Below are 21,885 nucleotides of genomic sequence, written 5' to 3' on the forward strand. Positions count from 1 at the left end.
GTCTGTTGTCGGTGGAGCGCCATAATCTAGTGGGGTGTCCACCCGAGCCGCGAATCCCGCCGTAGACCACCCCCTGCTCGACGGTCTCAACCCGCAGCAGCGCGACGCCGTCGTCCATGAGGGGGCCCCTCTGCTGATCGTCGCGGGTGCGGGCTCGGGGAAGACGCGGGTGCTCACCCACCGCATCGCCTATCTGCTGTCCGAGCGGCATGTGCAGCCTCAGGAGATCCTCGCGATCACCTTCACCAACAAGGCCGCCAAAGAGATGAAGGAGCGGGTCGACCGCCTCATCGGCCCGCGGTCCAAGGCGATGTGGGTGATGACGTTCCACAGCGCCTGCGTGCGCATCCTGCGCCGCGAGGCCAAGCGGCTCGGGTTCTCGTCCAGCTTCTCGATCTACGACCAGGCCGACTCGCAGCGGCTGATGGCGATGGTCTGCCGCGAGCTCGACCTCGATCCCAAGCGCTACCCGCCGCGCTCGTTCTCCGCGCAGGTCAGCAACCTCAAGAACGAGCTGGTCGACTACGACACGGCCAAGGACAAGGCGCAGACCCACCTGGAGCGCACGCTCGCCGAGGCGTACCGCGCCTACCAGCGCCGGCTCACCGAGGCCGACGCGATGGACTTCGACGACCTGATCATGCTGACGGTCACGCTGTTCCAGCTCTTCCCCGACGTCGCGGAGCACTACCGCCGCCGCTTCCGCCACGTCATGGTCGACGAGTACCAGGACACCAACCACGCCCAGTACATGCTGATCAGAGAGCTGGTGGGCATGGCCGAGGCCCGCACCGCCGACGGCGTGCCCGTCCGCGAGGGCCGCGAGGGCGCCGTGGAGCCCGCCGAGCTGTGCGTGGTGGGCGACGCCGACCAGTCGATCTACGCCTTCCGCGGCGCGACCATCCGCAACATCCTGGAGTTCGAGCGCGACTACCCCCAGGCCCGCACGATCCTGCTGGAGCAGAACTACCGCTCCACCCAGACCATCCTGTCGGCCGCCAACGCGGTGATCGCGCGCAACGAGGGGCGCAAGCCGAAGAACCTCTGGTCCGACCAGGGCGCCGGGCCCAAGATCATCGGCTACGTCGCCGACAACGAGCACGACGAGGCCATGTTCGTCGCGCAGGAGGTCGACCGCCTCGCCGACGACGAGGGCGTCACGCCCGGCCAGGTCGCCGTCTTCTACCGCACCAACGCCGCCTCCCGCGTCTTCGAAGAGATCTTCATCCGCACCGGCCTGCCGTACAAGGTCGTCGGCGGCGTGCGCTTCTACGAGCGCAAGGAGGTCCGCGATCTGCTGGCCTACCTGCGGGTCCTCGCCAACCCCAACGACACCGTCTCGCTGCGGCGCGTGATCAACGTCCCCAAGCGCGGCATCGGCGACCGCGCGGAGGCCATGATCGAGGCGTTCGCGCTGCGCGAGCGCGTCAGCTTCTGGGAGGGGCTGCGCCGCGCCGACGAGGCCCACGGCCTCGCCACCCGCTCGCTGAACGCGATCAAGGAGTTCGTCGCGCTGCTCGAAGACCTGCGCGGCAAGGAGCTCCCGCTGTCCGAGCTCGCCGAGGAGGTCCTGACCAGTACGGGCTACCGCACCGAGCTGGAGACCTCGGGCGACCCCCAGGACGAGAGCAGGCTGGAGAACCTCAACGAGCTGATCTCCGTGGCCCAGGAGTTCGAGGAGGCCAACCCCGAGGGCACGCTGGTCGACTTCCTGGAGCAGGTCTCGCTGGTCGCCGACGCCGACCAGATCCCCGAAGGCGAGGACCACCAGGGCGTCGTCACGCTGATGACACTGCACACCGCCAAGGGCCTGGAGTTCCCCGTCGTCTTCCTCACCGGCCTGGAAGACGGCGTCTTCCCCCACATGCGCTCCCTGGGCGAGCCCCGCGAGCTGGAGGAAGAGCGCCGCCTCGCCTACGTCGGCATCACCCGCGCCCAGCAGCGGCTGTACGTCTCGCGCGCGGCCGTGCGCAGCTCGTGGGGGTCTCCCGCGTTCAACCCCGCCTCCCGGTTCCTGGCCGAGGTCCCGTCCGACCTGCTGGACTGGCGTAGCGATCCGCAGAAGACCGCGTGGGCCGCGGCCACCGTCCGCGAGTCCCGCAGGCCGGCCGCGCCCGCGAAGACCGGCGGGCGGGTGATCCCCAGCCTCAGCCCCGGCGACCGGGTCACCCACGACACGTTCGGTCTTGGCACCGTCGTGGCGGTCGAAGGGGCGGCCGAGAAGACCCGGGTCAAGATCGACTTCGGCTCCGGCGACGAGAAGACGCTGCTGCTGGCGTACGCGCCGATCGAAAAGCTCTGAGCCGCGCGCCGACTCCCCCGACCGGCTGGATGGGCTCGGCCGGTCGGGGGCCATGGCGACGGCCTGTGCGACGTGAGGCCCGGTGAGCATGCTCACCGGGCCTGCTTATTCCATGCGCGTCTCGTCGATCCCCGCGCGTCAGCGCTCGCGAGAGGCCGCGCTGGGGACCATCGTGATGAGGTCCTGCGGCACGTCGGGACCGAGGTCGTCGTAGTCGACCACCTCAACGGCCGGCGGCGCGGTGATGGAGACCTTCGCCCCCCACGACGAGAAGCTCGTGTCGACCACGTTCTTCCAGGCGAATTGGAAGCCCTCGTCCAGCGTGTACGTGGTGACGAGGCGCCGCGCCAGCTTGTCCTTGCCGAGCCACAGCTTCCACCGCACCTTGACCTTGGCGCTGGCCCGGTCGGGCTTCCAATAGGGCGTGTGCAGCGATGGCGCCAGCGCGTACAGCTTGCCGAAGGGGATGGCGCCTTCGTAGAGGGTCGTCGGGGTCCCGCCGACCTTGCCGCCGTCCCGCTTGACCGAGGTCGTGGCGAGCAGCCCCTGGTACACCCCCGGTTCGAAGATGTCGGCGAGGGTCGCCAGGCCGGGCGCGGCGGCGTCCTTGCCGGTGAAGCGCACCCACGTCTTCCCCATGGGCAGGTACGGCTCCCAGAGAGGACCCGACCCGTACTCCACCTTCGGGAAGGTGACGTACCGCCGGGGCTTCTCCTGCTCCTCGGCCCGGTCGCGTTCGGAGAAGTTCACGTACCGGCCGGTCAGGTCGGAGGCGACGACGCCGGAGCGGCCGAGCCGCAGCGCGCCGGTCTCCCTCCAGTCGTCCGTCGTGCCCTTCGACGTGGTGGCGTACCGGCTGGTGACCTTGACGCTCGAGCCCTTGGCCAGGAGCCGGGCGAGGGTGCCGACCGGCGTGGCCGGAGCCGCCTGCGCGCTCGCCGTGGCGGCCGCGGGGACGGCCAGGGCGGCCGCGACCACGGCCGTCACGGTGATTCATCGCAGGGAGCGGTGGTCCTTCGCCGGACGGCCGGGGCGCGGGCGGTCAGCTCCCAGGTCAGCTCCCAGGTCAGCTCTCACGGGAGGCGAGTCCGGGGACCTTGGTCGAGAAGTTGGGCAGCTCCGGAAGCTCCTCGGTCAGGTCCTTCTCGTCGACGACCAGGTCGGCCGGGGGAGCTTTGATGACGACCTTCGCGCCCCACGCGGTGAAGCTGGTGTCGGTGGCGATCGACATGTCGCCCATCAGGTCCCCGCCCGAGAGCGAGAACGTCGACTGGAACCGCCGCGGCAGTTGGTCGGCGCCCACCCACAGCTTCCAGGGCAGGCTGATGGTCTTGCCCGTCTTGAACATCTTGGCGAGCACGTCGACGTCCGGCGACGCCTTGGCCAGGTCGCTCAGCTTGATCGAACCGCTCAGCAGGACGGTGCGCGCGCCGCCGACCGTGCCGCCTGGGGCCTTGCTCTTGGTGTGCGCGAGCACCGCCTTCAGGATCTTCGGCTGCAGGATGTCGATCGTGCCGCCGCTGGTGCTGGACACGCCGCCGGTCGTGCGCACCCAGCTCCGTCCCGCCGGCAGCATGTCGTCGTACAGCGGGCTCTTCGTGTACGTCTTCCCGCCGACCGTGATGACCTGCATCCGGTCGACGGTCTTGCCCGCCTTGCTCGTCATCTTGAGGTCGACGGCGTCGGGGCCGGACTTCCCGAAGCGCACGACGCCCGCGATGCGGGAGCGCAGGCCGACCTTTCCGTCGAACGCCATCCGCGCGTCCTCGCTGATCCGGACGGAGCCCTTCGCGGCGAACTGCTGCCGCAGGGCGTCGACCGGGCCGGCCGGCGCGAGGGCGGACTTCACTGTGGTGGTGCTGGGGGTGGCGTGCGCTGTGGCGGGCACGGTCAGTGCGAGCGCGGGCGCGGCCACGGCGACCGCGGTTAGGGCGATCATTCGCCTCATTGAGGGGTTCCTCCTGTTGTATGACCCTGTCCCGTGGTGGAGGGTCCCGGCGTTCTCGCCAGTCGAGATCATGTAGATATCACGGAATCCCTGATATAGACGTGTTTTAGACGAAATGACGATAACCGGGCGAAATATCGGCATGTGCGAATCGCCCGTCGTGACGCGACGACCTCACCGGCCGACGACCAGGCCGACGACCATGCCGACGACCAGGGCAGGCGGGAGGGCGGGCACCAGGTCGGGAGCAGGGCGGCGACCCGGGGACGGGGCCAGGCGGTGGCGGCCTCGCGAGGAGGGGGAGCGGTCCGGCGATCAGCGTCCGACGGCGTCGTCCTCGGACCACGGACCGGGCGGGACGCGGCCGTCATCAACCCGGTTTGGCGAAATTTAGGAAAATTTGCCGTATCGCATTACATGAGTCGAGGGGGTAAAGGCCCCCCGGCGGGCGCCACACATCCCGGTGGCGGCTAGGCTTCTGAGGCCAGGCTTCCCGGCAGAGCGGCAGAGCGCGGGTCCCCGGGGTCTGGTCCTCAACGTAGAGAAGAAGTCAGCCGGACTAGCAAGGACGGACCCTCGTGGACCTGTTCGAACATCAGGCGAAGGAGCTCTTCGCGGAGTATGGCATCCCGGTGCCGCGCGGCATCGTCGCGCACACCGTGGAGGAAGCGCGGGCGGCGGCAGCGCAGCTGACCGGTCGCGTCGTCGTCAAGGCCCAGGTCAAGACCGGGGGCCGTGGCAAGGCGGGTGGCGTCAAGGTCGCCGACGACGCCGCCGACGCCGAGCAGAAGGCCACCGGCATCCTCGGCATGGACATCAAGGGCCACACCGTTCACAAGGTCCTCGTCGAAGAAGCCAGCGCGATCGCGGAGGAGTACTACTTCTCCTTCCTGCTCGACCGCGCGAACCGCACCTTCCTCGCCATCTGCTCCGCCTCGGGCGGCATGGACATCGAAGAGGTCGCCCACACCGCGCCCGACAAGGTCGCCCAGATCCCGGTCTCCCCGCTGACCGGCGTCGACCGCGCGCGCGGCCGCGAGATCGCCCAGGCCGGCGGCCTGCCGGAGGCCGCGCTGGACGGCGCCGCCGAGATCATCGAGAAGCTGTGGGCCGTCTTCGTCGACGAGGACGCCACGCTCGTCGAGGTCAACCCGCTGATCCTCACGCAGGACGGCCAGGTGAAGGCCCTCGACGGCAAGGTCACCCTGGACGACAACGCCTCCTTCCGCCAGACCGAGCACGCGGCGCACGCCGACAAGGCCGCCGAGGACCCGCTCGAGGCCCGGGCCAAGGAGAAGGACCTCAACTACGTCAAGCTCGACGGGTCGGTCGGCATCATCGGCAACGGCGCGGGCCTGGTCATGTCGACGCTGGACGTCGTGGCCTACGCCGGCGAGCAGTACGGCGGCCAGCGGCCCGCGAACTTCCTCGATATCGGCGGCGGCGCCTCGGCCGAGGTCATGGCCAACGGCCTGGAGATCGTCCTGTCGGACCCGAGCGTGAAGTCGGTGTTCGTCAACGTCTTCGGCGGCATCACCGCCTGCGACGCCGTCGCCAACGGCATCATCTCGGCGTTCAAGCTGCTCTCCGACCGCGGCGAGGCCGTGACGCACCCGCTGGTCGTCCGGCTGGACGGCAACAACGCCACCCTCGGGCGGCAGATTCTGTCCGACGCGGGCCTCTCCCGCGTCGAACTGGTGGACACGATGGACGATGCGGCCAAGCGGGCCGCCGAGCTCGCAGCGGTAGGTGCGTAATGGCAATCTGGCTGACCGAGAACAGCAAGATCATCGTCCAGGGCATCACGGGCTCCGAGGGGTCGAAGCACACCCGTCGCATGCTCAAGGCCGGTGCCAAGGTCGTCGGCGGGACGAACCCCCGCAAGGCCGGCACCACCGTCGACTTCGACGGCGTGGGCCTGCCCGTCTTCGCCACCGTGGCCGAGGCCATGGCCGGCACGGGCGCCGATGTCAGCGTGATCTTCGTGCCTCCTGCGTTCACCAAGGCCGCCGTCATCGAGGCGATCGACGCCGAGATCCCGCTCGCCGTGGTCATCACCGAGGGCGTGCCCGTGCACGACACCACCGAGTTCTGGGCCTACAGCATCTCCAAGGGCGCCAAGACCCGCATCATCGGCCCGAACTGCCCCGGCATCGCCTCGCCCGGCGCCTCCAACGCCGGCATCATCCCGGCCGACATCACCTCGGCGGGCCGCATCGGCCTGGTGAGCAAGTCGGGCACGCTGACCTACCAGCTCATGTACGAGCTGCGCGACATCGGCTTCTCGACGGCCGTCGGCATCGGCGGCGACCCGGTGATCGGCACCACGCACATCGACGCGCTGGAGGCGTTCCAGAACGACCCCGGCACGGCCGCGATCGTGATGATCGGCGAGATCGGCGGCGACGCCGAGGAGCGCGCCGCGGCCTACATCGAGGAGCACGTCACCAAGCCGGTCGTCGCCTACGTCGCGGGCTTCACGGCCCCCGAGGGCAAGACCATGGGCCACGCCGGTGCGATCGTCTCCGGCTCGGCCGGAACGGCGCAGGCCAAGAAGGAAGCGCTGGAGAAGGTCGGCGTCCGCGTCGGCAAGACCCCCAGCGAGACCGCCCGCCTCATGCGTGAGGTCATGCGTTCCCTCTGAACGCCCACCGGTGCACCGCACACGACCGGTGACCATCAGAAGCGCCCGGCTCCCCGCTGGGCGTTTCTGCGTTTCCGGGGCCGTTGTCCGGCGCCTTCCGCAGGGCATGGGAGGCCGTGGCCCGGCGCGCGCGGGACGTGGCGCGGACCCGCCGTACGGTGCTCGCCCGGACCGGACAGGTGATCGTCTGCGGGACAAAGCGGGCGACACGCGGTCGCCTTACGCTCGCCGGTGCCCCGGGGCCTGAGAGCATCGACTACTGTGACGGCCCTTCTCGATCAGCTCCGGGCGGCTCCCCGCACAGTCCTCGGCCGCCTCCCCCTCACGGGAGGCGGAGGCGACGACGACGAGACCCGCCGCCCGCTGCCCGTCTCCGGGATGCTCGCCGCCGCCTCCACGCTCGGGGTCGGCCTCGCCGTGCTGACCACGCTCACCCTCATCGGGTGGATCGCCGCCCCGCGCGGCGCCTTCGGGCAGGGGCTCCCGGGCGTCTTCCGCGCGGCCTGCCAGGTCTGGCTCGCCGCCCACCACACGGGCTTCGCCATCCCGAACGGGCGGGTCGGCCTGCTGCCGCTCGGCCTGATGGCCCTCCCGGCCGCCCTGCTCTACCGCGCCGCCATCTGGATGGCCCGCGACGCCGACCTCCGTCTCAGGCTGCCCGCCCGTCTGCCCAAGGGCAGCCCCAAGGACCTGGCCAACGCCCGCCGCCGCGCCCAGCTCGTCCTGATCGCCCAGGCGGGCATCTCCCTGGCGGCCCCGTACGCGCTGCTGGCGGGCGTGATCGCGCTGGTGGCACAGAACAACGTGACGCAGCCGTTCGTCGGCGAGGCGCTGCTGAGCCACTTCCTGCTGGCCTTCGTGGCGGGCTCGCTGGCGACGGCGCGCACGATCGGGCCCTGGCGCTCGATGCTGCGGCTGCTCCCCGAGCGCGCGCGGTCCGTCGTGGCCGGCACGGCCGTCGCCCTCTCGACGCTGCTCGCCGCCGGGCTCGTGCTGGTCCTCACGGCGGTCGTGATGAACTTCGGCGAGATCCACCGGCTGTCGGGGGTGCTGGCGCCGGGGTTCGTCGGCGGGCTGCTCCTGCTGCTCGTCGAGGTGCTGTACCTGTTCAACTTCGTCGTCTGGGGCATGGCCTACCTGAGCGGCCCCGGCTTCGCCCTCGGCACGGGCACCCTCGTGGCGCCCACCGGCGTCCAGCTCGGCGGCGTGCCTGCCCTGCCGATCCTCGGCGCCCTCCCCGACTCCGGGGTCACGTCCCCCTGGATCATGAGCGTGCTGGCGGTGCCGTTCCTCGCGGGGGCGGTCGCGGGGGTGGTGGTGGCGCGCGTCGCCCCGACCCCGCAACTGGAGTCCGCTCCGCTGTGGGGGTTCGTCTGCGGCCTGGCCACGGGGCTGTCGGCGGCGCTGCTCGCGGCCCTCGCCGGGGGCCCGCTCGGCGGCGCGCGCCTGTCGGCGGTGGGCCCGTCCGCCTGGGAGGTCGCCCTGTCGGTCGCGCTGGAGGTCGGCGTCGCCGCCGGCATCTCCGCGGGGCTGACCAACTGGTGGCTGATGTACCACGCGGCGCGCGCCGAACCCGCCCCCGTACGCAGGGCGGGCGAGGCCATCGCCAAGGTCGCGAGCGTGGCGGCCAGGGGCAGACCGGCCGCGCCGCCCGCCCCCGAGCCGTCCGGTCACTGGATGGACGCCACCGAGTGCGACACCGGGCCCATCCCGGTGATCCGCGCCGACTGGTCGGACGAGCACGGCTCGGCCACCACCGCCCCGTCCACCTCGCCCCGCGCGAAGACCCCACCGCCGCGCCGCGACATCGTGGACGAATCCGACGACCGCGGCGGCCACGTCATCTACGTCGACCCCTACGCCTGGGACCGCGACAGGTAGACCCCCGCGCCTGGGCCGCGACGGTAGATCCACGCGGCTGGGACCGCGACACGTAGACCCATGCGTCGGGGGCCGCGGCAGGCGGACCCGCGCGGCGCTGGGACCACGGCAGGCGGACCCGCGGCGCCTACACGTGCGCGCGGGCGCCCTTGCCGCTGGGGGAGGGCTCGAAGAGGACCTGGTCGGCGAAGCACCAGGCCCAGTCCTCGCCGGGCTCGAACGACTCGGCGATGGGGTGGCCGTCGCCGGCGGCGTGGTGGAAGGCGTGCCGGTTGGGCGAGGAGTCGCAGCAGCCGACGTGCCCGCAGGTCAGGCAGGTGCGTAGGTGGACCCACCGCCCTCCGGTGGCCAGGCAGTCCTCGCATCCGAGGTCGGTGTGCGGCTCGACGTCTTGCACGAAGCTGATGTGGGTGCAGGCGCTCACGGCTTCTCCTTCGAATGCACGGGAGTACGGCGTTCCGGTCTCGGCCACGCGGTCGTGCCTCGGTTCTTTCGCCCCGAGGACGGCACAGGGCACCGCGACTGTACCGGCTCCTCCGCCTCCTGGCCCGCCTGAGCCGACATCCCACACGTACCAGGTCAGGTCCGCGCCGCCGGTCCGGCTCGCGCCCGGGAAACCCCACGTCTCGCGCGGCGGCCTCATCCGGACGGTTTCCACCGTACTCGCGCGCCGCGCGCGATCATGAGCCGCGCGGACCGTGCCCGGCCGGACGGGATCAGGGAGGGAAGGGGAGTTGGATGCTGCCCTTGGGCATGAAGGGGAGTTTGCGTTCCATGCCGCGTTGGAGGTCGGTGACGCAGACCTGCTGGGACGTCGAGGTGCCCGCGCCCTTCATGCACTCGGCGTAGGTGCTCAGCTCGGTGCTGAAGTACGACTGGAGCCACGTCACCGACGCCGCCAGCGCGATCGAGGCCAGCGAGACCAGCGTCCCGAGCACCGGCATGACCACGGAGCCCTTCTTGCGGGAGAGCGCCCGCCAGGCCCGTACGCCGACGACGACGGAGAAGACGCCGAGGGCCAGGCCCATCACCGGTATCAGGAACGTCAGCGCCAGCGCGCCGATGGACAGCAGTAGCGCCCGGCGCCCGATCTCGACCCCCGAAGTCTCGGCGGGTGGTGGTAGCACCTGACCTCCTCTGCGTTGGGGAGCGTGGCGGGGCCTATACGCTGACAGCCGTACCGTCAACGTCGCCCCGAAGGAGTGCAGCCCTGTCGGCTCGGCTCGTGGTCCTCGTCTCCGGTTCCGGGACCAACCTACAGGCCATCATGGACGCCACCGCTGACGAAGCCTATGGCGCCCATGTCGTCGCGGTCGGCGCCGATCGCGACGACATCGAGGGTCTGGCCCGCGCGCGGCGCGCAGGTCTGCCCGCTTTCGTGGTCAAAGTGCCTGATTTCCCGACCCGCGCCGCGTGGGACGAGGCCCTGCACGAGCGGATCGCCGCGTACGGCCCTGATCTCGTCGTCTCCGCCGGGTTCATGAAGATCCTCGGCCCCCGGGTGCTGGAGGCGTTCCCCGTCGTCAACACCCACCCCGCCCTGTTGCCGGCCTTCCCCGGCGCCCACGCGGTCCCGCAGGCCCTGGAGTACGGCGTGCGCGTCACGGGCTGCACGGTCCATCTGGTCGACGCGGGCGTGGACACCGGCCCGGTCATCGCGCAGGAGCCCGTCCCGGTGGAGGATGGTGACGACGAGAACTCGCTGCACGAGCGCATCAAGGTCGTCGAGCGCCGCCTGCTCGTGGACGTCGTGGGCCGCATGGCCCGGTACGGCTGGACGATGGCCGGCCGTCACGTCCGCCTCGGCCGGCCCGCCGGCGACGCGGAACGGTGGGAGGGCACGGAGGCGCTCAAGGGCCGGGGCGCGTGAGAGTCTCTGAGCCAGTCGCAACATCCGGGCCGTCCGGCGTGCCGGACCACCCGGACACAGGGAGGAGCACGAAGTGACCCGCATCGCCATCCGGCGCGCGTTGATCACCGTTTATGACAAGTCGGGGCTGGAGGAGCTGGCCCGGGTGTTGGACGCCGCAGGCGTCGAGATCGTGTCCACGGGCGGCACAGCCTCGAAGATCGCCTCCTTCGGTGTGCCGGTGACCCCGGTGGAGTCGCTCACGGGCTTCCCCGAGTGCCTCGGCGGCCGGGTCAAGACCCTCCACCCGCGCGTGCACGCCGGCCTGCTGGCCGACGGGGCGAACCCCTCCCACGTCAAGCAGCTCGAAGAGCTGGAGATCGAGCCGTTCCAGCTCGTCGTCGTCAACCTGTACCCCTTCCAGGAGACGGTGGCCTCCGGCGCGTCCGAGGAGGACTGCGTCGAGCAGATCGACATCGGCGGCCCGGCCATGATCCGCGCGGCGGCCAAGAACCACGGCACGGTCGCGGTCGTCGTGGACCCGCGCGCGTACGGGGACGTCCTGCGGGCCGTCGAGGAGGGCGGGTTCACCGAGCCGCAGCGCCGCCGCCTCGCCGCCCAGGCGTACGCGCACACCGCCGCGTACGACACGGCCGTGGCCTCGTGGTTCGCCAACGTGTACGCGCCCGAGGAGGGCGGCTGGCCGGAGTTCATGGGCGCCACCTGGACGCGCGGCGCCGTGCTGCGCTACGGCGAGAACCCGCACCAGGGCGCCGCGCTGTACACCGCGTCCGGGGACGGCCTCGCGAGCGCCGAGCAGTTGCACGGCAAAGAGATGTCGTACAACAACTACGTCGACGCCGACGCCGCCTGGCGCGCGGCCTGGGACTTCTCCGAGCCCGCCGTCGCGATCATCAAGCACGCCAACCCCTGCGGGCTGGCCGTGGGCGCCGACGTCGCCGAGGCGCACCGCAAGGCGCACGCCTGCGACCCGATGTCCGCGTACGGCGGGGTGATCGCCGTGAACGGCGAGGTCACCGGCGAGCTGGCCGAGCAGATCGCGCCGATCTTCACCGAGGTCGTCGTCGCGCCCGGGTTCAGCCCCGAGGCGCTCGCGGTGCTGACGACGAAGAAGAACATCCGGCTGCTGCGCTGCCCCGCCGGGCCGGCGGGCGCCGCCGAGTACCGCCGCATCGACGGCGGGCTGCTCGTCCAGACGGTGGACCGCGTGGACGCGCCCGGCGACGACCCGTCCACGTGGGAGCTGAAGGCCGGGTCCCCGGCCTCGCCCGAGGTGCTGGCCGATCTCGCGTTCGCGTGGAAGTCGTGCCGGTCGGTGAAGTCGAACGCGATCCTGCTCGCCGCGGACGGCGCGACGGTCGGCGTCGGCATGGGCCAGGTCAACCGGGTCGACTCCGCGCGGCTCGCCGTGTCACGGGCGGGGGAGCGGGCCAAGGGCTCCGTGGGCGCCTCGGACGCGTACTTCCCGTTCGCGGACGGGCTTCAGGTGCTCATCGACGCCGGGGTGAAGGCGGTCGTCGAGCCGGGCGGGTCCATCCGCGACGAAGAGGTCATCGAGGCCGCGTCCAAGGCGGGCATCACGCTGTACTTCACCGGCACGCGGCACTTCTTCCACTGATCCACGCACCTGCCGGTCGTCCCCCTACTTCCGGGGGTCGTCCGGCAGTCCGGCGAGACGGTGGACGCGGGGGACGCCGAGGGTCTCCCCCGCCTGGGCGGGGCCGGCGATCTCGCGGTGGCCGGGGGCACGCAGGGCGAGCTCGGCGAGCGCGGTCAGCAGCAGGTCGGCGGTGGGCCAGTCACGGCGGCCTTCGTTGCCCATGGTGATGGCGAGTTCCGTGACGTCGGCGACGTTGTATCCAAGAGCGACCGCGATGTGCCTGGCAGCGATGAGCAGCTCGCGACCTCGCGGGGGATTCACGCTTTCCATGGTTCAAGCATCCAAAACCCCGTGAGCACCGCAACGAAGGGGCCCTCCCTCTCCGGGAGCGGGTGGGGGCGCGCCGCGCACACGAGATCACCCGGCCTCCGTGACGGCACCGGGGGCGGCGGTCGGCGGAGGTTGGGGCGGGCATCGCCGGAAACTGTCCTTGGCAGGCGGAAGTTCTCGGCAGTGCCGGCCGCACCTCTCTGGGGGACGGGGCGTGCGCGCGCGGCCGGGTGCGTGGAGCCGGGGAACGAGCCGGAACCCCTGAGGGCGTGGTGCGCGGGGGCGGCATGGAAGGATGGCGAGTTGTGAGCGCGCAGATTCTCGACGGTAAGGCCACCGCGGCGAAGATCAAGGCGGACCTCGCGCAGCGGGTCGCCCGGCTCGCGGCGGAAGGCGTCACGCCCGGCCTCGGCACCATCCTGGTGGGCGAGGACCCGGGCAGCCAGATCTACGTCGCCGGCAAGCACCGCGACTGCGCGGAGGTCGGCATCGCCTCGATCCGCAAGGACCTCCCGGAGACGGCCACCCAGGCCGACGTCGAGGCCGCGATCGACGAGCTCAACGCCGACCCCGCCTGCACGGGGTACATCGTGCAGCTCCCGCTGCCCCGCCACCTCGACACCCAGGCGCTGATCGAGCGCATGGACGCCTCGAAGGACGCCGACGGCCTGCACCCGGTCAACCTGGGCCGTCTCGTCCACATGGTGGACGCGCCGCTGCCGTGCACGCCGCGCGGCATCGTGACGCTCCTGCAGGAGTACGGCGTGCCGATCAAGGGCGCCGAGGTCACGGTGATCGGCCGGGGCATCACGGTGGGCCGTCCCCTCGGCCTGCTGCTCACCCGCCGCACCGAGAACGCCACCGTCACCCTCTGCCACACCGGCACCCATGACCTCGCGGCCCATGTGCGCGGGGCCGACATCGTCGTGGCCGCCGCCGGGGTGCCCGGGCTGATCACGGCCGACATGGTGAAGCCGGGCGCCGCCGTCCTGGACGTCGGCGTGTCCCGCCTGGACGGGAAGCTGGCCGGTGACGTCGCCCTGGAGGTCGAGGACGTCGCGGGGTTCTTCGCCCCCAACCCGGGCGGCGTCGGCCCGATGACCCGCGCGATGCTGCTGACGAACGTCGTCGAGTCCGCCGAGCGCCGCGCCCGCTGACCCGACCGGCCACCGAAGCCGGCCCGCGGCGCACGCTCAGCGGCGGTCCGGCGTCACGTGTGCCCAGGCCGACCGCACGCCGTCGGCCGGGCGTGTGCCGATCGTGTTCGTGGCCTACTGCGGCGCGGGCCAGCGGTACAGGTGCTCCGGCCGCCCCGTGGTGCCGTACCGGAGGCCGACGGCGACGCGGCCGTCGGCGGCGAGGTCCGACAGGTAACGTTGCGCGGTCGCCCGTGAGAGCCCGAGGCGGGCGGCGACGTCGGCCGCCGTGACGGGCTCGCCCGCGGTGCGCACGGCGTCGATGACCAGCCGTGCCGTCTGGCTGGACCGTCCCTTGCGTACGGCCGCGTCCACCCGGTCGCCCTCGTGCAGGACGCGGATCGCGCGGTCGATCTCGGCCTGGTCGAGCGTCCGGTCGCCGCCGAGCTGCCCGTGGAACCGCGCGTACGCGCGCAGCCGTTCGGCGAGGTCGGCTTCGCTGAACGGTTTGACCAGGTAGTTGACGACTCCGCGCCGCATCGCCTCGCGGACGACGGCGCGCTCGGCGGCGGCGGTGAGCATGATCACGTCGCATCCGAGGCGCGGGGCGATGGACGTGCCGGGCGCGTCGGGCAGGTACTGGTCGAGCAGCGCGAGGTGGGGACGCAGGCGGTCGGCCATCTCGACGGCCTCGGCGGCCGTGTGGGCGATGCCGGCGACCTCGAAGCCGGGGACCCGCCGCACGTACCGGGCGTGGACGTCCGCGACCCGGAAGTCGTCGTCCACGACCAGCACGCGGATCGTCGAGCCGCCCTTCACGGCGTCCCACCCGAGGTGACGCCAAGAACGCCGACAACGGGAACGGGGCGAAGTGTCATGCGTCACCCCGGGTGATGGCGTTGGGGAGGCGGGTGACGAAGACGGCGCCGCAGTCGGTCCCGGACGCGCGGGTGAGGGCGAGTTCGCCGCAGTGGCGCAGCGTGAGCCGCCGGGCGAGGGCCAGGCCGACGCCGTGCGGCCGGGTGTCGTCGGCGGCGGTGGTGAAGTCCTGGTCGAAGAGCCGGTCGACGGCCTCGGCGGGCACGCCGTCCCCGCTGTCCACGACCACCATGTGCAGAACGTCGGCCTCGGAGACCAGCGAGACCTCGACCCAGGCGGGGCGCCGGGACCCGGCCTGCGCGGCGGCGGTGGCGTTGTCCACCAGGTTGCCGAGGATGGTGACGACGTCCAGCGGCGCCTTGAGCTGCGCGGGGACGAACGAGTCGGCGCTGAGCCGCAGATCGACCCCGCGTTCGGAGGCGACGGCGGTCTTGGCGGCGAGCAGCCCGCGAATGTACGGGTCGCGCAGCCGTCCGCCGTCGCCGTACTCGGTGGCCAGCGGGTCGTCGGCGAGTTCCCGCAGGTAGGCGACGGCCTCGTCGCGGTGCCCGAGGCTGAGCAGGCCGGACAGCGTGTGCAGCCGGTTGGTGTACTCGTGCGCCTGCGCCCGCAGCGCGTCGGAGAGCGCGCGGACGACGTCCAGCTCGCGGGCCATCGCGTCCAGGTCGGTGCGGTCGCGCAGGGTGAGCACGTGGCCGAGGTCGCGGTCGCCCCGGCGTACGGGGGCGGCGGTGACGACGAGCATGCGGTCCTCGGTGGCGACGAGGACGCCGCGCGCCTTCGTCCGCTCGGACAGCAGCGTGCGCAGCCCGGACGGCAGGCCCGCGTCGGCGGCCGGGGCGCCGAGGAGGGGCCGGCCGCCGATCAGGCGCGCCGCCGCGTCGTTGCAGATGGTGACCCGCCCGGCCGGGTCGACGGCGAGGACGCCCTCGTCGATGCCGTGCAGGACGGCCTCGCGCTCGCGCAGCAGGTCGGCGAGGTCGGTGGGTTCCAGTCCGAGGGTCTGGCGTTTGAGCCTGCGGGCGAGCCCGGCGGAGGCGACGACGCCGAGGGCGAGGGCGACCCCGGTGAACCCGGCGGCGGGGCGCAACAGGTCGCCGATGCGGCGGGACACCTCGTCGGCCGCGATTCCCACGCTGACCTGGCCGACCACCTGGCCGGTGGCGGTGAGCAGGGGGACCTTGCCCCGTGCGGACGGGCCGAGCGTGCCGGTCTCGAAGGTGACGACCTCGTGGCCGCTGAGGGCCTCGGGGGCGGTGCTGACCCGCTGCCCGAGGCGGTCGGCGTCGGGGTGGGAGTAGCGGATGCCGTGGTCGTCGGCGACGACGACGAACAGGACGCCCGCGCGCCGCCGGGCCGCCTCGGCGCGTTCCTGCACGTCGCCGGACCGGTCGTGGGCGGCGACGTCGCGCACGATCTCGGCGTCGGCGGCGACCGAGCGCGCGACGGCGAGGGCGCGTTCTTCGTACTGCTTCTCGAGCTCCGCGTGGAGCATGTAGGCCACCAGCGCGAAGCCGAGCCCGAGGATCAGCAGGAGCACGGCGACCTGGACGAGCAGGGCCTGCGTCGCGAAGCGCAGCGGGGGACGCCGCCCAGGCCAGGACATGGGAGCACGATACTCCCGCCCGCCCCGCGCGAGCCCGCGCGCAAAAAGAGCAAAACGCGAAATACGCGCTTTGCTCACACAACCGGCACAAGGCTAGTGAGGCCTGTCACACCGGCCTACGTTCCCGGGAAACGAATTCCCCGTTCCCCTTCATGACTACCAGGCCGACGTTTCCTCCGCGTGTCAGGAGCCGGACATCGTCCGGAAGGAGCAGAAATTGACCACCCCCAGCGCCCCAGCCGCCGCACCCCGGGCGGGGGGCGACGCCATCGAGCTGCGCGGCGTCACCAAGCGCTTCCCGACCCGCGACGGCGGCGACTACACCGCCGCGAGGAACATGACCCTTAACGTCCGCCAAGGCGAGTTCGTGAGCGTGGTCGGGCCCACGGGCTGCGGGAAGTCCACGAGCCTGTCCATGATCTCCGGCCTCGCGCCCGCCAGCGACGGCCAGGTGCTCGTTCAGGGCAGGCCCGTGACCGGCATCCCGGACGGGCTCGGCTACATGTTCCAGCAGGACGCCGTGCTGCCATGGCGCACCGTGCTCGACAACGTCGCCGCCGGCCCCCGCTACCGCGGCGCCACCAGGGCCGACGCCCGCGACCGGGCCCGGGACTGGGTGGCCAAGGTCGGGCTCGCCGGGTTCGAGCGCTACTACCCCCACCAGCTCTCCGGCGGCATGCGCAAACGCGTCGCGCTGGCCCAGACGCTGATCAACGAGCCGTCGATCCTGCTCATGGACGAGCCGTTCAGCGCCCTGGACGTCCAGACTCGCGAGCACATGCAGGACCTGCTGCTGGACCTGTGGTCGGGCAGCGGTGCCGCCGTCGTCTTCGTGACCCACGACCTGACCGAGGCCATCGCGCTGGCCGACACGGTGGTCGTCATGACCGCCGCCCCCGCCACCACCAAGAAGGTCATCCCGGTACGGCTCGAACGGCCGCGCCGCGTGGAGGAGATCCGGCTGGAGGAGTCCTTCCTGGAGGTCTACCGCGAGGTGTGGGACGCGCTGCGCGAAGAGGTCGAGATCACCCGCGCCCGGGGAGCCCGCCGTGCCGCCTGAGCGCCGTGCCGCCGTGCCGCCGGAACCCGTCGTGCCGCCTGAGCGCCGTGCGGCCGTGTCGCCTGAGCCCGCGCCGCTCACCGGCCCGAACGAGTCGACCGACCCCTCGATCCGCGCCCGCGCCCGCACCCGTGACGGCGTCGGCGTCGCCGTGAAGGAGGACGTCAAGGAGGACGATCCCATGTCCCAGCAAGCCCTCGAAACCCCCGCAGTACGGGACGACGCCCCCGCGCGCCCCCGCCGCCGTGGCCTACGCGTCCCGAAGATCACCGCGACGCGCGTGCTGCTGGTCGTGCTCTGGCTGGCAAGCTGGGAGCTGTCCGCGAGTACGTTCCTGGACCCCTTCTACTACTCCAAGCCCAGCGCCATCTGGGGCCGCCTCGTCGACTGGTTCACCAGCGGCACGGCGTTCGGCACGATCTGGGAGCAGATCGCCGTCACCCTGGAGGAGGCGGTCGCCGGGTTTGTCATCGGCGCGCTCGCCGGAGTCGTCCTCGGCGTCCTGCTCGGCCGGGGACGCTTCCTGGCCGAGGTGTGCGCGCCGTTCATCAAGGCGGCGAACGCGATCCCGCGCATCGTCCTGGCGTCGCTGTTCGTGATCTGGTTCGGGCTCGGCATGTCCTCCAAGGTCGCGACCGCCGTCGTCCTGGTCTTCTTCGCCGTCTTCTTCAACGCCTTCCAGGGCGCGCGCGAGGTCGACAAGACGCTGATCGACAACGCGCGCATCCTCGGCGCCCGGCCCCGGCAGATCCTGCTGACGATCGTGCTGCCCAGCGCGACATCGTGGATCCTCGCCAGCCTGCACGTCGCCTTCGGCTTCGCGCTGATCGGCGCGATCGTCGGCGAGTACACCGGCGCCGACAAGGGCCTCGGCCTGCTCATCAACCACGCCCAGGGCACCTTCGACTCGGCCGGCATCTACGCCGGAATGATCATCATCACGGTCATGGCGCTGCTCGCCGAATGGCTGCTCACCCTCCTCGAACGCCGGCTCCTCGCCTGGCGCCCGCCGTCCGCCGCCGCCGAAGCACAGATCTGATCGGAGCAAGACCCGCCATGAACGCCACATCCCGCCTTGCCGTCACCGCCGTCGCCGGCCTGGCGATGGTCGTCGCCGCCACCGGCTGCCGCGACTCCCGTACCGCCACCGCCGCCGAGGGCGCCAAGGGCCCGCAGGTCAAGATCATGATCGGCGGCATCGACAAGGTCATCTACCTGCCGCCCAAGCTGACCGAGCAGCTCGGTTACTTCAAGCAGGAGGGCGTGGACGTCCAGTTGCTCACCGAGCCCTCGGGCGCGCAGGCCGAGAACGTCCTCATCAGCGGCGACGTCCAGGGTGTCGTCGGCTTCTACGACCACACGATCGACCTGCAGACCAAGGGCAAGTGCATCCAGAGCGTCGTGCAGTTCGCCGACGTGCCCGGAGAGGTCGAGGTCGTCTCGACCGCGCAGGCCGACAAGATCAAGTCACCGGCCGACTTCAAGGGCAAGCGGCTCGGCATCACCAGCCCCGGCTCCTCGACCGACTTCCTCACCCAGGCGCTCGCCGTCAAGGCGGGCCTGAAGACCGAGGACATCACCCGGGTCAAGGCGGGCGCCGGCCCGACGTTCATCGCCGCCATGGACAACGGCGGCATCGACGCGGGCATGACCACCGACCCCACCGCAGCCAAGCTCACCTCGACGGGCAAGGGCAAGATCATCATCGACATGCGCACCGAGGAGGGCACCCGGGCGGCCCTCGGCGGCCTCTACCCGGCCAGCTCGCTGTACATGGACTGCGCCTGGGTGCAGGCCAACAAGCCGACCGTCCAGAAGCTCGCCAACGCCCTGGTGAAGACGCTGAAGTTCATCAACGAGCACTCCGCCGAGGAGATCGCCGCCAAGATGCCCACCGAGTACGCCGGCGGCGACCCCGCCCTGTACGCCAAGTCGATCAACGACACCAAGAGCATCTTCCGCCCCGACGGCCTGATGGACGAGGAGGGCGCCAAGAACGTCCTGGAGGTGCTCAGCCTGTTCTCGCCGAACGTCCAGGGCAAGAAGGACAGCATCGACCTGTCCAAGACCTACACCACCGAGTTCGTCAAAGCCGCCAAGTAGTACCAAGTACGACCGATCAAAGGCCCTCGCCCGGTTCAGGGGCGAGGGCCGTTCGAACTCGTGGCCGCACCGTGGTCAAGGGTCCGGTGGGCGCGCGTCCCGGACGGTGGCGGGACTCACGGCCGGCAGGGGCACCTGGTCAGGCGGGACTCAGGGATGGCGGGGGTGCCGGGTCAGCTGGTGACCTGGTAACGCGCCATCATGCCCGCAGAGATGTGGTCGTTGACGTGGCAGTGGTACAGCCAGGTCCCGATGTCGTCCGGCACCATGTCCGCGACGGCCATGGACGCCGGGAGCAGGTTGACCACGTCCATCCGCATCCCGCCGACCGTGACGGTGTTGCCGTGCCAGTGCGGGGTGTGCAGGTCCACCTCGGTGCCCATGCTCATCTCGTACCAGCGCACGTGCTGCCCCCTGCGGAGCTTCACCGTCGGCATGCTGCCGTAGACGTACCCGTTGATGGAGTGCATCAGGTTCGATTCGTTGAAGCCCTCGTCATCCAGGTCCGGGTACGGCTGGTCGGCGAAGGCCTCCAGACTGCGCTCCAGGTAGGGACTCTTGTTCTCGTCCATCACCGAGAACAATCCGAAAATCTCCCGGTCGACGTCGTTGGGGCTGCCGTCCGCGCGGGCGGACCCGGCCTTGGTGATGACCATCGGGCCCATCAGGCCGGCGTAGGTGTCGCCGATCTCGTCGGTGTGCGAGTGGTACATCCACATCACCGACGTGCCGTCGTGCGGACCAGGTCCGGCACGCTCGGGCACCTGCCAGACGTAGGTGTGCCGCCCGCCGGTCGGGACCGCGTCGTCGTACTTGTCGGAGCCCGAGGTTCCGTCGCTGTACGGCGCGCCTTCGGCGTTCTTGGTGTAGAACACGCCGTGCGGATGCACGCTGGTGGGGATCGAGCAGGTGTTACGGAAGACCACCCGGATGGTGTCGCCGACCACCCCGCGGATCACCGGCCCGAGAAGTCCCAGGTACTGGTCGTCCGCGCTGCGCGGGACGAGCATGTTGAACGAGTCGTTGGTGTACCCCCGGTACAGGCACTTGTAGTACTTCGAGCCGATACGGCCCGGTCCGGACTTGACGAATGTCTCGGCTTCTTCGTCGAACGGCTGTCCGGTGGTGCCGTTGTAGCCCAGCGGAGCATAGTTCCACGTCACCTCGTCGGCGCTGATGTAGTACGTGCGCGTGGTGCCGTTGGTGCTGAAGGCCGCGCCCATGCTGTTCCAGTCGGTGACGTCCGTCATCGACATACCGCTGCTCGCCGACGCGCCGCCGGCCGCGGTTCCCGTCGTGACGGCACCGACCGTGGCGATGCCGAGCGCCACCACCACCGCGCTGGCCGCCCACGGCGCCAGGGCCCGCGTCGGCCGTTCGCTCGCCTGCCCGTAGCGGTGCCACCAGAAGGCGAACGCGGCGGCGCCGGTCATGGTCAGTTCAGCGCTGATCGCCAGGAGACCGGCGGGGTCGGTCCAGCTTCCCAGGTCGCCGCGGACCTGCGGGAGTCCGGCCGAACGGCTCAGCGCGTAGGTGCCGATCGCGGCCAGGCCCAGCGCGCCGGTCGCCGACCAGACCCAGGCGCTGTCCCGGCGTACCAGAAGCAGCGCGAGTACCGCACAGGTGAGTATGTAGAGGACGAACGCCACGCCGAGATACGGCGCCTTCTGTAAGTGGTCTTCGAGGACGACTCCGTGGACCAGGGCGGCGACCACTGCCGCTCCGGCCGCGGCGAACCGCGCGGGGGACAATAGCATTTTTGACACGTGAAACTCCTTGCCGTGAATGGTTCGGAGTATCCTGCCGTCCCCGTTACCCTGATACCCCGCAATGCGATCACGGCCCCCACTCCGGCGACTTCACGCTGTCCCGCCCGGCTCAGAAAATCCTCCAACTTAGCCTGGACTCTCCTCGGCAACGGTGTCGTATCGACTACAGCGACAATGGGCCAACCGGCTCCCCAGGGCATGCAGCGTCCGGCTCGCGGACATGCCCCGCAGAGCCGCACAGTGGCACCGCATTGCCGAGGGATGAATTACTGTGAAGCCACCGTTACCGCATGCCGCGAAATTATCGGGCAATCCTATGGTGCCGGCCTTGGGCCGCCGGATGGTCCAGTCGTCAGTACGGATTGATCCGCCGATCGCGAAGGTGCCCACCCCGGCGAGGGTGACGTGAGTGCCGTCGGATGAGAGAGTGGAATTCTTCGGAGCGACGATTACGAGTTTATCGAGTATCACACAGCCCAAGGGTGAGACGCCTAGTGTTGCGTATGTGAAGTTTCTTTACGCTTGGCTTTCGTGAGGATTTCGTCGGCTGTCTTGGTCCAGGCGAATGGCTGGCAGCGGCTGTTGTAGGCGTCGATGAAACGCCGGATAGCCCCAGTGAGGTCTTTGACCGAGCGGAAGGTCCCGCGCCGGATGGCCTGGCGGGCCCAGATCTTTCACGATCATGATCAAGCTTTCCTGAGGTCGTGTTGATCATGGTGTTGGGTGCAGAGTTCCGGGTTCGGGCATGCCGAAAGCC

General features: G+C 70.9%; 18 protein-coding genes. 10 read left to right on the forward strand and 8 right to left on the reverse strand.

What is annotated here, in order from left to right; translation table 11 throughout:
• Window positions 1-73: 73 nt before the first annotated feature.
• Window positions 74-2,302 carry a DNA helicase PcrA gene (pcrA, locus tag AB0M95_RS35630; protein WP_363774556.1) on the forward strand — a complete coding sequence of 743 codons (2,229 nt, stop codon included), beginning with the start codon at window positions 74-76 and terminating at the stop codon, window positions 2,300-2,302.
• 138 nt (window positions 2,303-2,440) lie between these two features.
• Here the strand turns inward: pcrA and AB0M95_RS35635 are convergent, their stop codons facing one another.
• Together AB0M95_RS35635 and AB0M95_RS35640 are read right to left on the reverse strand one after the other, a co-directional pair.
• Window positions 2,441-3,289 carry a hypothetical protein gene (locus AB0M95_RS35635; RefSeq protein WP_363774515.1) on the reverse strand — a complete coding sequence of 283 codons (849 nt, stop codon included), beginning with the start codon at window positions 3,287-3,289 and terminating at the stop codon, window positions 2,441-2,443.
• A 79-nt stretch (window positions 3,290-3,368) separates the two neighbouring features.
• Complete coding sequence (locus AB0M95_RS35640; protein WP_363774518.1) at window positions 3,369-4,241, reverse strand: hypothetical protein; 873 nt, start codon at window positions 4,239-4,241, stop codon at window positions 3,369-3,371.
• A 587-nt stretch (window positions 4,242-4,828) separates the two neighbouring features.
• Between AB0M95_RS35640 and sucC the strand changes: the two genes are divergently transcribed.
• The 3 genes from sucC (at window position 4,829) to AB0M95_RS35655 (ending at window position 8,775) form a co-directional block, all read left to right on the forward strand.
• Complete coding sequence (sucC, locus tag AB0M95_RS35645; protein WP_363774521.1) at window positions 4,829-6,007, forward strand: ADP-forming succinate--CoA ligase subunit beta; 1,179 nt, start codon at window positions 4,829-4,831, stop codon at window positions 6,005-6,007.
• Window positions 6,007-6,894 (forward strand): succinate--CoA ligase subunit alpha, encoded by an 888-nt coding sequence (gene sucD / locus AB0M95_RS35650; protein WP_363774524.1) that lies wholly within the window; start codon window positions 6,007-6,009, stop codon window positions 6,892-6,894. Before sucC ends, sucD begins: the two co-directional genes overlap by 1 nt.
• A gap of 261 nt (window positions 6,895-7,155) precedes the next feature.
• Complete coding sequence (locus tag AB0M95_RS35655; protein ID WP_363774527.1) at window positions 7,156-8,775, forward strand: DUF6350 family protein; 1,620 nt, start codon at window positions 7,156-7,158, stop codon at window positions 8,773-8,775.
• A gap of 127 nt (window positions 8,776-8,902) precedes the next feature.
• Here AB0M95_RS35655 and AB0M95_RS35660 read toward each other — a convergent pair whose 3' ends face one another.
• A complete protein-coding gene (locus AB0M95_RS35660; RefSeq protein WP_363774530.1) occupies window positions 8,903-9,199 on the reverse strand; it encodes a UBP-type zinc finger domain-containing protein in 297 nt (98 codons plus the stop codon).
• 292 nt (window positions 9,200-9,491) lie between these two features.
• Window positions 9,492-9,902 carry a hypothetical protein gene (locus AB0M95_RS35665; protein WP_363774533.1) on the reverse strand — a complete coding sequence of 137 codons (411 nt, stop codon included), beginning with the start codon at window positions 9,900-9,902 and terminating at the stop codon, window positions 9,492-9,494.
• 83 nt (window positions 9,903-9,985) lie between these two features.
• Here AB0M95_RS35665 and purN point away from each other — a divergent pair, with 83 nt between their 5' ends.
• Both purN and purH read left to right on the forward strand, forming a co-directional pair.
• The gene (purN, locus tag AB0M95_RS35670; protein WP_358524584.1) at window positions 9,986-10,645 is read left to right on the forward strand and encodes a phosphoribosylglycinamide formyltransferase; all 660 of its coding nucleotides are present in this window, start codon (window positions 9,986-9,988) and stop codon (window positions 10,643-10,645) included.
• Between the two features lie 73 nt (window positions 10,646-10,718).
• Window positions 10,719-12,263: a bifunctional phosphoribosylaminoimidazolecarboxamide formyltransferase/IMP cyclohydrolase gene (gene purH, locus AB0M95_RS35675; RefSeq protein ID WP_363774536.1), complete on the forward strand. Its 1,545-nt coding sequence runs from the start codon at window positions 10,719-10,721 to the stop codon at window positions 12,261-12,263.
• Between the two features lie 24 nt (window positions 12,264-12,287).
• Here the strand turns inward: purH and AB0M95_RS35680 are convergent, their stop codons facing one another.
• Window positions 12,288-12,566 (reverse strand): hypothetical protein, encoded by a 279-nt coding sequence (locus AB0M95_RS35680; RefSeq protein ID WP_363774539.1) that lies wholly within the window; start codon window positions 12,564-12,566, stop codon window positions 12,288-12,290.
• 314 nt (window positions 12,567-12,880) lie between these two features.
• Between AB0M95_RS35680 and AB0M95_RS35685 the strand changes: the two genes are divergently transcribed.
• A complete protein-coding gene (locus tag AB0M95_RS35685; protein ID WP_363774541.1) occupies window positions 12,881-13,732 on the forward strand; it encodes a bifunctional methylenetetrahydrofolate dehydrogenase/methenyltetrahydrofolate cyclohydrolase in 852 nt (283 codons plus the stop codon).
• A 114-nt stretch (window positions 13,733-13,846) separates the two neighbouring features.
• On the opposite strand, the gene AB0M95_RS35690 is transcribed toward AB0M95_RS35685, so the two are convergent.
• Window positions 13,847-14,530, reverse strand: coding sequence for a response regulator (locus AB0M95_RS35690; protein ID WP_358524967.1), 684 nt, complete (start codon window positions 14,528-14,530; stop codon window positions 13,847-13,849).
• A gap of 55 nt (window positions 14,531-14,585) precedes the next feature.
• Window positions 14,586-16,196, reverse strand: coding sequence for a sensor histidine kinase (locus AB0M95_RS35695; protein WP_363774544.1), 1,611 nt, complete (start codon window positions 16,194-16,196; stop codon window positions 14,586-14,588).
• 217 nt (window positions 16,197-16,413) lie between these two features.
• Between AB0M95_RS35695 and AB0M95_RS35700 the strand changes: the two genes are divergently transcribed.
• From AB0M95_RS35700 to AB0M95_RS35710, 3 genes are read left to right on the forward strand one after another with little or no spacing between them, the layout of a single operon-like run.
• The gene (locus AB0M95_RS35700; protein ID WP_358524961.1) at window positions 16,414-17,256 is read left to right on the forward strand and encodes an ABC transporter ATP-binding protein; all 843 of its coding nucleotides are present in this window, start codon (window positions 16,414-16,416) and stop codon (window positions 17,254-17,256) included.
• A complete protein-coding gene (locus AB0M95_RS35705; protein WP_363774547.1) occupies window positions 17,246-18,295 on the forward strand; it encodes an ABC transporter permease in 1,050 nt (349 codons plus the stop codon). Before AB0M95_RS35700 ends, AB0M95_RS35705 begins: the two co-directional genes overlap by 11 nt.
• A 17-nt stretch (window positions 18,296-18,312) precedes the next feature.
• Window positions 18,313-19,359, forward strand: a complete 1,047-nt coding sequence (locus tag AB0M95_RS35710) for an ABC transporter substrate-binding protein (protein ID WP_363774550.1) — start codon at window positions 18,313-18,315, stop codon at window positions 19,357-19,359.
• Window positions 19,360-19,532: 173 nt separating this feature from the next.
• Here AB0M95_RS35710 and AB0M95_RS35715 read toward each other — a convergent pair whose 3' ends face one another.
• Complete coding sequence (locus tag AB0M95_RS35715; RefSeq protein WP_363774559.1) at window positions 19,533-21,116, reverse strand: multicopper oxidase domain-containing protein; 1,584 nt, start codon at window positions 21,114-21,116, stop codon at window positions 19,533-19,535.
• Between the last annotated feature and the right edge of the window lie 769 nt (window positions 21,117-21,885).

Origin of the sequence: Sphaerisporangium sp. NPDC051017, from assembly GCF_040683095.1 — a bacterium.
In the GTDB taxonomy this organism is placed as follows: domain Bacteria; phylum Actinomycetota; class Actinomycetes; order Streptosporangiales; family Streptosporangiaceae; genus Sphaerisporangium.